We start from the raw sequence: 10,184 nt of genomic DNA on the forward strand, positions 1-10,184 counted from the left end.
GCCCCCGCCCCCGGCTTCACGCTCGTCGCCACCGGCGACGTCCTCCCCCACACCTCCATCATCGACCGCGCCCGCTTCGACGCCGCGGGCCGGGGCTACGACTTCCGCCCCATGCTCGACGCCGTCCGCCCCCTCGTCTCCCGCGCCGACCTCGCCCTGTGCCACATGGAGACCGTGTACGGCGCGAACGGCGACTACACCGGCTACCCCGCGTTCAAGTCCCCGCCGGAGGTCGCCGAGGCCCTCGCGGCGACCGTCACCGACCCGGAGATCCGCGCGCTGCCGCTGCTGGGCGCGATCGACCAGTACGTCGACAACGCGGACGCGCTGAACATGCCGAAGGCCCAGCTCAGCGTGGCACTGAACCGGGCCTTCGAGGGCTAGAGGGCGGCAGCGCCCCGCGTGCGGGTACCGCGTTCGGTCAGCGGTTCAGCGCCGCGAGTTCCTTGGCCGCCTCGGTCAGGTCCTTCGCGGTGTCGATGGCCCGCCAGTAGGCGCCCTGGGGCAACGGGAACCCGGCCAGTCGCAGTTCCCGCGCGAGCTGGGGGAACGTACTGCGCTCGTGGTCCCCGCGCTCCGGCAGGAGCCCCGCGAACTCGGGCGAGAAGACGTACACGCCCGCGTTGATCTCGAACGTCGAGGGCGGGGACTCTATGAAGTCGGTGACGTGGCCGAACCCGTCGGTCTGGACGGCGCCCCAGGGGATGCGGGGGCGGGCGAGGGCGATCGTGGCGACGGCGTCGCGCTCGGTGTGGAAGTCGGCCATCTCCCGCAGCGAGAACCGGGTCCAGATGTCCCCGTTGGTGGCGTACCAGGACTGGTCGGGATGCGGCAGCCGAGCCGCGGCGTACCGTAGCCCGCCGCCCCGCCCGAGCGGCTCGGGCTCGACGACGGTGGTGACGGAGACCGGCAGGTCCGTCTCGTCCAGCCACTTCTGGAGGACGTCCGCGAGGTGCCCGCAGGAGACGACGACGTCGGTCACCCCCTCCTCCGCGAGCCAGTTCAGCTGGTGCCCGATGATCGGCGTCCCCGTCCCCGGGATCTCGACCATCGGCTTGGGCCGGTCATCGGTGTACGGGCGCAGACGTGAGCCCTGGCCCCCGGCGAGGATGACGGCTTGCGTGGGCCGCGACGCGGCGTGCGGGTCGGTCATGACCGCACTGTACGAGACGGGGGTGAAGGGGAACCCGGGAAGGGCCTCTTACGTGGGGATTCTCGCGCGAGACCCCGCACGCCGGGCCCTGCACGCCGGGCCCCGTGCGCCGGGCCACTGGGTCCCGGTCTCCTGCACGGCGCCTACGTCGGGTCCCGGACGCCGGTGCCATGACGCCGCGCGTCCACGCTGTCCCCTCCCGCCGGCCCCCTCACACGCGCCAGGCCCCGGGGATCACCGTGATCCCCGGGGCCAGGTGGCGGTACGCGACCGGGTCAGCTCGTGTGCGCCGCGAGGACGCCGGACGCGAAGGACGTGTCGCAGACGGGGCGGGAGAAGGACTGGGCACGGCTGGGGCCGTACACGCGGACGGCGGCGCGGCCCAGTGCCCGCGCGATGGACGCGCAGTGCTTCGCGAGGGCCGGCTTGCCGTTGACCGCCTGCTGGAGGTGGGTCAGGGCGATGCCGGGGTCCTTCTGCTGGAGCTCCGTGAGGAGCTGGTCCCGCAGGACGTCCTGCGGTGCGCGGGCGACGCTGTCACGGCCGGTGCGGGGCGCGGAGACGTCGGACGCGGTCAGCACCGAATCCGACGGGTTTCCGGTCCAGTTGACCCGGGTCACCGCGAGGGTCCCGGAGAGCACCATGACGACAGGCAGGACAAGGGCGAGGGAGCGACCGATCCGGCGGGCGGGACCCCTGCCGCCGCGTCGCGTCCGCGTGGTGGTGTGCTCCACGGAGCGCTTCGAGTGCTTCACGCGCTTGATGGTAGCGCCCAGTAATGATTTGGAGACATTTAGTCACTCGAATGGGGGACGATGAAGTGGCGGTTATTGGGTAGTGGGTTGACGCGAGCGCCCGAAAAGTCGGGAGTGCCGGGGATTTTCAGGGGGACGCAGAAGGACCCCGCGACCTCCCGGCCACGGGGTCCCTCTCACATCTCGCGTCAGTCCGACAGGCGCGCGCCCGTCGAGGTGGAGAAGACGTGGGTCTCGCCCGCGCGCGGGACGACGGAGAGGGTGGAGCCCTTCTCCGGGACGGCACGGCCGCTGACGCGGACGACGAGGTCCTTGGACTCCTCGCCGACCTTGGCGGTGCCGTAGACGTACGCGTCGGCGCCGAGCTCCTCGACCACGTTCACGGTGACGACGAGGCCCTTGTCCGTCTCGGTCGCGACCTCGAAGTGCTCGGGGCGGACACCGACGGTGACCGTCTTGTCGGTGGTCGCGGAGAGCGCGTCGCGCTGGACCGGGACGACCGCGTTGCCGAACTTCACGCCGCCGTCGGCGATCGGGACCTCGACGAGGTTCATCGCCGGGGAGCCGATGAAGCCGGCGACGAAGAGGTTCGCCGGGCGGTCGTACATGTTGCGCGGGGTGTCGACCTGCTGGAGCAGACCGTCCTTGAGGACCGCGACGCGGTCGCCCATCGTCATGGCCTCGACCTGGTCGTGCGTGACGTACACGGTCGTGATGCCGAGGCGGCGCTGGAGGGACGCGATCTGCGTACGCGTCGACACACGGAGCTTCGCGTCGAGGTTCGACAGCGGCTCGTCCATGAGGAAGACCTGGGGCTCACGCACGATCGCGCGGCCCATCGCGACACGCTGGCGCTGACCGCCGGAGAGAGCCTTCGGCTTGCGGTCCAGGTACTCCGTGAGGTCGAGGATCTTCGCGGCCTCCTCGACCTTCGCGCGGATCTCCGCCTTCGGGACGCCGGCGATCTTCAGGGCGAAGCCCATGTTGTCGGCGACCGACATGTGCGGGTACAGCGCGTAGTTCTGGAACACCATGGCGATGTCCCGGTCCTTGGGCGGCAGGTGCGTGACGTCGCGGTCGCCGATGCGGATGGCTCCGCCGTTGACGTCCTCAAGACCCGCCAGCATCCGCAGGGAGGTCGACTTGCCGCAGCCGGACGGGCCGACGAGGACCAGGAACTCCCCGTCCTCGATGTGGATGTCGAGTCCGTCTACGGCGGGCTTCTCGGAACCCGGGTAGATCCGGGTCGCCTTGTCGAAAGACACAGTGGCCATGGTGCTAGGCCCCCTTCTACCGGCAGGAACGTGCCGGACGATCCGTTGTAGGAAGGTGGTGGTGTAGTCCACGGGTGGACTGCCTCAGGACGCTACCTCGCGTTTTCCGTTATGTCAGTACCCGGAGGACTGTGAACTTCGCGGAAATTTTCGACGGAGCGGCCGATCGGCTTGGGTACACTGCACGGGTCGCGTACACCGTCACGCACATCACGCCTCCTTAGCTCAGCTGGCCAGAGCAACGCACTTGTAATGCGTAGGTCGTCGGTTCGAATCCGACAGGGGGCTCAGCACGAAACCCCAGGCCGGATGCCGATCCGGCCTGGGGTTCTGTCGTCGGTGGGTACGGCGGCGTACCGGGCTAGCCCAGCAGGCCGCCCACCAGGTTCTCGTTGCCGCCCGACGACTCGCCGCCGTCCGAGCCGCTCGATGAGCTGCCGCCCGAGGACGGGCCGGAGGACGTGGTGCTGGGGGCCTCCTGCGCGGGGGCCGTGTCCTTGGGCGGGGTGTCGTCGGAGGAGGTGCCCTGGGTCTGGCTGGGGGTGTCGGACGTGTCGCGGGTGGAGGTCGGGGCGTCCTGGCGGGACTCCGTGGCCGGCGTCGAGGTCGTGCCCTCCGTCGTGGGGGAGGTGGAGGCGGAGCCGGTCGGCCGGGAGCTGGGCCTGTCCTTGCCGGAGGCGCTCGGCAGCGGGGAGCCCGGCAGTTCGTTGCGCGGCGCCTCGCCGGGGCCGGGGACGACCACGCGGTCGGCGTCGCGGACCGCCGCGCCGAGCAGCGAGCCGAAGAGGAGGGTCAGGCCGACGACGATGGCGGTGACCAGCGCGCCCCGGCGCAGCGTGTAGCGCCGCAGCTGCCACAGGGGAGCCCGGGGCCCGAGGCGCCGCCACGCGGCGGACGCGAGCCGGCCGTCCACCGAGTACACCGGCGCGCCCGCGATGATCAGCGGCGACCAGGCGGCGAGGTTGATGATGTCGGGGGTGTCGTAGACGGGTACGGTCTTCCAGCTCACCGTCACGATCAGCGCGGCCGACAGCAGCGCGCCCACCACGGCCGCGACCCGCTGCCAGCACCCCAGGATCGTCAGCACGCCGACGACGACCTGGAGGAAGGCGATCACGAGCCCCGAGCCGACGGGGTGATGCAGCGCGAACTGGCGCAGTGGCTCAGCCACTTCCCACGGATGCAGCGTGTTCAGCCACTTCACCATCGACCCCCGCTTGCCCCCGTCGAAGTAGACGGGGTCGCAGAGCTTGCCCATCCCCGCGTACACCGCGAGGAAGCCGAGGAAGATGCGCAGCGGGAGCAGGACGACGCCGAGGTTCAGCCGCCGCCCGGGGTAGTACGCGTGCCGCGCCGGATCGCCGGGCACCCGCTCACGCGGCTCGTCGTACCCGTCGTACGGCGGGGGCGCGTACGCCGGTTCGTCGTAGACGCTGTCGACGGCCCGCATGTGCGGCAACAGCCGGTTGTCGCGGGTGCGTTGGGCGCCGACGAGGGGGGTCTCCATCGTCCGCTCGGCGAGGTCCTCGACCTCCACGCGGGGGATGACCTGGGTGGCGCCCGCGTCGGCGGCGGGCTGCTCGGCGTGGCCCACGCTGCCGGCGCGGACCGCCTGGAGGAGGCGGTGCGCGCCGGTGTCGTCCGGCGCGGAGTGCCCGCTCCAGACGACGGGACGGCGCCGCGCCGGGGCGCCAGCAGGCACCTCGGACGCGCTCAAGTGCCGTGCGACGCTGGGGGATTGGTTCCGTCGCGCCGACGCGCCCAACTGCACGCGGAAGGAGGCGTGCGTGACGATGACCTGCGCCGGATCGCTCGGCACCTTCACCATGCTCAGTGCGGGACCGTCGTCGAGTCCTGAGGCGAATCCCGACTGGCGGTCCCCCGCGGGTGTACGGGGTGTTCTGGTGTCCACACTCATCTAACCGAGTGACTTGTGTTTAGGACACTGCCTTGACTCGCCGGATGTGTCCGGACCCCGTCAAACCCCAGAGCCACCCCGTACGGATCCAGCGCTACCCCGTACGGATGACAGGTACTACCCCCGTCGGCGCGCCGCCTCGTACAGCACGATCCCCGCGGCCACCCCGGCGTTCAGCGACTCCGCCCCGCCCGGCATCGGAATCCGCACCCGGAAGTCGCAGGTCTCGCCGACCAGCCGCGACAGCCCCTTGCCCTCGCTCCCGACGACGATGACGACCGGCCCGTCCAGCGCCGCCAGCGAACCCACCTCGGCCTCGCCGTCCGCCGCGAGGCCGACCACCGCGACGCCGGCCTTCTTGTACGCCTCCAGCGCCCGCGTCAGGTTCGTCGCCCGCGCGACCGGCGTGCGGGCCGCTGTGCCGGCGGACGTCTTCCACGCGCCCGCCGTCATCCCGGCCGCCCGGCGCTCCGGCACGACCACCCCGTGGCCCCCGAACGCCGACACCGAGCGCACGACCGCGCCGAGGTTGCGCGGGTCCGTGACGCCGTCGAGCGCGACGATCAGCGGGTCCTCGCCCGCGTCGTACGCGGCGGCGGCCAGGTCCTCCGGGTGCGCGTACTCGTACGGCGGGACCTGGAGGACGAGGCCCTGGTGGTTCAGGCCGTTCGTCATGCGGTCCAGCTCCGGGCGGGGCGCCTCCATGAGGTTGATGCCGCCCCGGTCGGCCGCGAGCTGGAGCGCCTCGCGGACGCGCTCGTCGTTGTCGATGAACTGCTGGACGTACAGGGTCGTCGCGGGCACGCCCTCGCGCAGCGCCTCCACGACCGGGTTGCGGCCGACGACCATCTCGGACGTCCCCTTGCCGCCCCGGCCCTTCGGCGTCGCCGGACGCCCTTGCGCGCGGCGCGTCTGGGCGGCGGCGATGCGGTTCTTCTTGTGTCCCTTGCGCATCTCGGCGGGCGGGGTGGGGCCCTTGCCCTCCAGGCCCCGGCGCCGCTGGCCGCCACTGCCGACCTGCGCGCCCTTCTTGCCGGACATGCGGCGGTTGTTGGCTGCCATGACCTACCTGTTTCCGTACGAATGTATGAGTGCTGCTGCCAGTGTGCGGGATGGGGGCCGCTGTGTCGTCTTGCGGGTGCGGCGCCGTCGGGGCTGGTCGCGCAGTTCCCCGCGCCCCTAAAAGACTCGACGGCGCCCCAAATCGCAACGTCAGCGGGGTCCTAGCGTCCAGCGTGGGCCCTGCGGGCCGTCCTCAATTACCAGCCCCGCCTGCCCCAGCTGGTCGCGGATCGCGTCCGCCGTGCCCCAGTCCTTGCGGGCCCGGGCGGATTCCCGCTGGTCCAGGACCAGGCGTACGAGGCTGTCGACCACGCCGTGGAGGTCTTCGCCCCGGTCGGACTCGCCCGCCCAGTGCGGGTCGAGGGGGTCGAGGCCGAGGACGCCCAGCATCGCCCGGACCTCCGCGAGGCGGGCGACGGCGCCCTCCTTGTCGTCGGCGGCGAGCGCGCTGTTGCCCTGGCGGACGGTGGTGTGGACGATCGCGAGGGCCTGCGGGACGCCGAAGTCGTCGTCCATGGCTTCGGCGAACGCGGGCGGCACCTCGGCGGCCGGCTCGACCACCCCGCCCGCCTTCTCGACGACTCGCTGGACGAACCCCTCGATCCGCGCGAACGCGGACTCGGCCTCGCGCAGCGACTCCTCGCTGTACTCGATCATGGACCGGTAATGAGGCGTACCCAGGTAGTACCTGAGGACGATGGGCCGCCACTGCTTGACCATCTCCGAGACGAGCACGGAGTTGCCCAGCGACTTCGACATCTTCTCGCCGCTCATGGTGACCCACGCGTTGTGGACCCAGTACGTCGCGAAGTCGTCGCCGGCCGCCTTGGACTGGGCGATCTCGTTCTCGTGGTGCGGGAAGATCAGGTCCAGGCCGCCGCCGTGGATGTCGAACGCCGGGCCCAGGTACTTGCGGACCATCGCCGAGCACTCCAGGTGCCAGCCGGGCCGCCCCCGGCCCCACGGCGTCTCCCAGTCCGGCTCGCCCGGCTTCGTCGCCTTCCACAGCGCGAAGTCGCGGGGGTCGCGCTTGCCGGTGATCCCGGACTCGTCCGGCTGCCGCATCTCGTCGAGGTCCTGCCGGGACAGTTCGAGGTACGACGGCCAGGAGCGGACGTCGAAGTACACGCTGCCGTCGGCCTCGTACGCGTGACCCCGCTCGATGAGCGTGCGCATCATCTCGACCATCTCGGTGACATGGCCGGTCGCGCGGGGCTCGTACGTCGGGGGGAGGCAGCCGAGCGCGCGGTAACCGTCGTTGAACGCGCGCTCGTTCTCGTACCCGATGGACCACCAGGGACGGTTCTCCTGGCCGGACTTCCACAGGATCTTGTCGTCGATGTCCGTCACGTTCCGCACGAACGTGACGTCGTACCCCCGGTACGCGAACCACCTGCGGATGATGTCGAAGTTGAGGTTCGACCGGACGTGCCCGATGTGCGGGGCCGCCTGCACGGTGGCGCCACAGAGGTAGATCGAGACGCAGCCCGGCGTGAGCGGGGAGAAGTCACGGATCTGCCGGGCGCTGGTGTCGTACAGGCGAATAGTCACGGGTCCAAGGGTAGTGGGAGAAGGGGGCCGGAAAACACCGGCATTGTTCAGGGCTTCCGTACGACCAACGCCGTCGCGACCGCCATCAGACCCTCGTCCCGGCCCGGGAATCCGAGCCCGTCCGTGGTCGCTCCCGACACCGAGACCGGCGCTCCGACCGCGTCCGACAGGATCTTCTGGGCCTCGTCCCGGCGCTTGCCGATCTTCGGGCGGGGGCCGACGACCTGTACGGCGACGTTCCCGATCACGAAGCCCGCGTCCCGGACGATCCGGGCCGCCTCCGTCAACAGCGTGACGCCGGATGCACCCGACCACTCCGGGCGGCCGGTGCCGAAGTGCTGGCCGAGGTCGCCGAGCCCGGCCGCCGAGAAGAGGGCGTTGCAGGCCGCGTGCGCGACGACATCCGCGTCGGAGTGGCCGGCCAGGCCCGTGCCGTCCCACTTGAGGCCGGCGCACCACAGCTCGCGGCCCTCCTCGAAGGCGTGGATGTCGGTGCCGATGCCCACCTGGGGCAACAAGAACTCAGAAGCCATCGTTCGCCCTCCGCCGCGCCAGGACCGCCTCCGCGAGGACCAGGTCCAGCGGGCGCGTCACCTTGAACGCCTCCTCGTGCCCGGGGACGACGACGACCGTCCCGCCGAGCTGCTCGATCATGCTCGCGTCGTCCGTGACGTCCTGGGTGACGGTCTCGTGCGCGTGCACGAGGACCTTCCGGTCGAACCCCTGCGGGGTCTGCACGGCACGCAGGCGCGCGCGGACGGGGGTGGAGACGACGGGCTCGGGCGCCCCCGGCGTCGGCTCGACCTCCTTGACCGTGTCGGCGAGCGGTACGGCGGGCACGACGGCGGCGGCGCCTTCGCGGACCGCCTCCACGACGGAGTCCACCGTGTCGACGGGGACGAGCGGGCGGGCCGCGTCGTGGACGAGGACGATGTCGTACCCGTCGGGCAGCGCGTCCAGGCCGAGTTTCACGGACTCCTGACGGGACTCGCCGCCGGGGACGACCACGAACTCGGTGCGCTCGGGGAGCGCGTGCGCGTCCAGGAGGGAGCGGACCTCGGGGGCGCCGTCCGGGGGCGCCACGACGACGACCAGGGAGACCGCGCGGGACGCGGCCAGCGCGCGCACCGCGTGGATCAGCATCGGTGTGCCGTTCAGCGTGCGCAGCGCCTTGGGGGCGCCGGGGCCGAGGCGGACGCCGCGGCCCGCGGCCGGAATCACCGCGGCCGTGCGGACGGCCGCCTTGGGGGGGTGTGATTCGTCAGACATGGTTCCTGTCAGGTTTGTGTGCTCGACCTACGTGGGTATGGCCTGGGAGGAGTGCCGGGTACCCCCACCTCGACCTGCCCCTTCCGTGACGAGCGGGTCGGGAGCGGGAGCCCGGGACTCTCGTACAGGTACTCGGGGTTCCTTCGGGGACCCCGGGCTCGGGGCGGTGAGGGTACGAACATGCCGCAGCGCCCGGCGACGGGAAATACGTCATCGGGCACCGCGGCATTATCGGATGGCGAGAAGACTCGGCTCAGGAAGCGAGTACCTCGTCGAGCAGGGCCTCGGCCTTGTCCTCGTTGGTGTTCTCCGCGAGGGCGAGCTCGCTCACCAGGATCTGGCGGGCCTTGGCGAGCATGCGCTTCTCACCGGCGGAGAGTCCGCGCTCGCGCTCACGACGCCACAGGTCACGGACGACTTCCGCGACCTTGATGACGTCACCGGAGGCGAGCTTCTCCAGATTTGCCTTGTAACGACGGGACCAGTTCGTGGGCTCCTCGGCGTACGGCGCGCGCAGCACCTCGAAGACTCGGTCCAGCCCGTCCTGACCGACCACATCACGTACGCCGACGAACTCCGCATTGTCCGCTGGCACACGTACCGTCAGGTCACCCTGGGCGACCTTCAGCACCAAGTAGGTCTTGTCCACGCCTTTGATCTGGCGAGTTTCGATGGCCTCGATCAGCGCGGCCCCGTGATGGGGATAGACCACGGTGTCGCCAACCTTGAACGTCATGTGACAGGTACCCCTTCCGTGGCTATCCAGGGTAACACGGAAACGACGGTTCCTGAATGGCGTTTTCGCAGGTCAGGGCATATCTCGGGGCTTGACAACAGCAACAGGAACGTGCTGGGGAAGGCGCCCGGAAGCGGGTATTCGCAGGTGGGAGCGGCTCTCCATGGGGGGCGAAACGCGTACGTTACACGCTTCCGGAACCGCGTCAAGGCGGGCGAACGTCCCGATATGTCCCCTTCCTGGTGTGCGACTTCCGCTACTCCGTTCGGCGTGACGTGGCCGGTCTTCGATGTTTCCGGAATTGATCATCGAACGCCCGGTCCCATCCGGGTGATCGAATTCCGGCACGTCCCGCATTCGGAGTTCGAAAATCCGGGCCGGGGCCGCGAGGGGGTTATGTGAATGCGCGGGGTACGGGAAGTGGCCATAGTGACTCGCGGGTAGCGAGGGGTGGGTGGGGTTGGTG

General features: G+C 70.7%; 9 protein-coding genes, 1 tRNA gene and 1 pseudogene. 2 read left to right on the top strand and 9 right to left on the bottom strand.

Features of this window, described 5'->3' with window-relative positions:
- Positions 1–264, top strand: a pseudogene (locus AOK24_RS26780) (CapA family protein); the annotation flags it as partial.
- Positions 265–421: 157 nt separating this feature from the next.
- Here the strand turns inward: AOK24_RS26780 and AOK24_RS26785 are convergent.
- From AOK24_RS26785 to AOK24_RS26795, 3 genes are all read right to left on the bottom strand, one after another.
- Positions 422–1,153, bottom strand: coding sequence for a nucleotidyltransferase family protein (locus AOK24_RS26785; protein WP_055722629.1), 732 nt, complete (start codon positions 1,151–1,153; stop codon positions 422–424).
- A 275-nt stretch (positions 1,154–1,428) separates the two neighbouring features.
- Entirely contained in the window at positions 1,429–1,887 is a 459-nt protein-coding gene (locus tag AOK24_RS26790) for a hypothetical protein (RefSeq protein WP_107104055.1), read from the bottom strand.
- 209 nt (positions 1,888–2,096) lie between these two features.
- Positions 2,097–3,182 carry an ABC transporter ATP-binding protein gene (locus AOK24_RS26795; protein WP_055722631.1) on the bottom strand — a complete coding sequence of 362 codons (1,086 nt, stop codon included), beginning with the start codon at positions 3,180–3,182 and terminating at the stop codon, positions 2,097–2,099.
- 214 nt (positions 3,183–3,396) lie between these two features.
- Between AOK24_RS26795 and AOK24_RS26800 the strand changes: the two genes are divergently transcribed.
- Positions 3,397–3,470: transfer RNA gene (locus tag AOK24_RS26800), tRNA-Thr, on the top strand.
- A 73-nt stretch (positions 3,471–3,543) separates the two neighbouring features.
- Here the strand turns inward: AOK24_RS26800 and AOK24_RS26805 are convergent.
- The 6 genes from AOK24_RS26805 to AOK24_RS26830 form a co-directional block, all read right to left on the bottom strand.
- On the bottom strand, positions 3,544–5,100 hold the full coding sequence (locus tag AOK24_RS26805) for a DoxX family membrane protein (RefSeq protein WP_079057002.1): 1,557 nt from the start codon (positions 5,098–5,100) through the stop codon (positions 3,544–3,546).
- Between the two features lie 117 nt (positions 5,101–5,217).
- Complete coding sequence (rlmB, locus tag AOK24_RS26810) at positions 5,218–6,162, bottom strand: 23S rRNA (guanosine(2251)-2'-O)-methyltransferase RlmB (RefSeq protein WP_055722633.1); 945 nt, start codon at positions 6,160–6,162, stop codon at positions 5,218–5,220.
- A 150-nt stretch (positions 6,163–6,312) separates the two neighbouring features.
- Positions 6,313–7,713 (bottom strand): cysteine--tRNA ligase, encoded by a 1,401-nt coding sequence (gene cysS / locus AOK24_RS26815; protein WP_055722634.1) that lies wholly within the window; start codon positions 7,711–7,713, stop codon positions 6,313–6,315.
- A gap of 47 nt (positions 7,714–7,760) precedes the next feature.
- A complete protein-coding gene (ispF, locus tag AOK24_RS26820) occupies positions 7,761–8,246 on the bottom strand; it encodes a 2-C-methyl-D-erythritol 2,4-cyclodiphosphate synthase (protein ID WP_055722635.1) in 486 nt (161 codons plus the stop codon).
- Positions 8,236–8,982: a 2-C-methyl-D-erythritol 4-phosphate cytidylyltransferase gene (ispD, locus tag AOK24_RS26825; protein WP_055722636.1), complete on the bottom strand. Its 747-nt coding sequence runs from the start codon at positions 8,980–8,982 to the stop codon at positions 8,236–8,238. Before ispD ends, ispF begins: the two co-directional genes overlap by 11 nt.
- A 253-nt stretch (positions 8,983–9,235) precedes the next feature.
- The gene (locus AOK24_RS26830) at positions 9,236–9,718 is read right to left on the bottom strand and encodes a CarD family transcriptional regulator (RefSeq protein WP_003953493.1); all 483 of its coding nucleotides are present in this window, start codon (positions 9,716–9,718) and stop codon (positions 9,236–9,238) included.
- Positions 9,719–10,184 lie beyond the last annotated feature (466 nt).

Source organism: Streptomyces niveiscabiei (assembly GCF_001419795.1).
GTDB lineage: Bacteria > Actinomycetota > Actinomycetes > Streptomycetales > Streptomycetaceae > Streptomyces > Streptomyces niveiscabiei.

Coding starts and splice junctions, on each gene's coding strand:
- AOK24_RS26785 (WP_055722629.1), bottom strand. CDS start 1,153: ATGACCGACCCGCACGCCGCGTCGCGGCCCACGCAAGCCGTCATCCTC.
- AOK24_RS26795 (WP_055722631.1), bottom strand. CDS start 3,182: ATGGCCACTGTGTCTTTCGACAAGGCGACCCGGATCTACCCGGGTTCC.
- AOK24_RS26805 (WP_079057002.1), bottom strand. CDS start 5,100: ATGAGTGTGGACACCAGAACACCCCGTACACCCGCGGGGGACCGCCAG.
- rlmB (WP_055722633.1), bottom strand. CDS start 6,162: ATGGCAGCCAACAACCGCCGCATGTCCGGCAAGAAGGGCGCGCAGGTC.
- ispF (WP_055722635.1), bottom strand. CDS start 8,246: ATGGCTTCTGAGTTCTTGTTGCCCCAGGTGGGCATCGGCACCGACATC.
- ispD (WP_055722636.1), bottom strand. CDS start 8,982: ATGTCTGACGAATCACACCCCCCCAAGGCGGCCGTCCGCACGGCCGCG.
- AOK24_RS26830 (WP_003953493.1), bottom strand. CDS start 9,718: ATGACGTTCAAGGTTGGCGACACCGTGGTCTATCCCCATCACGGGGCC.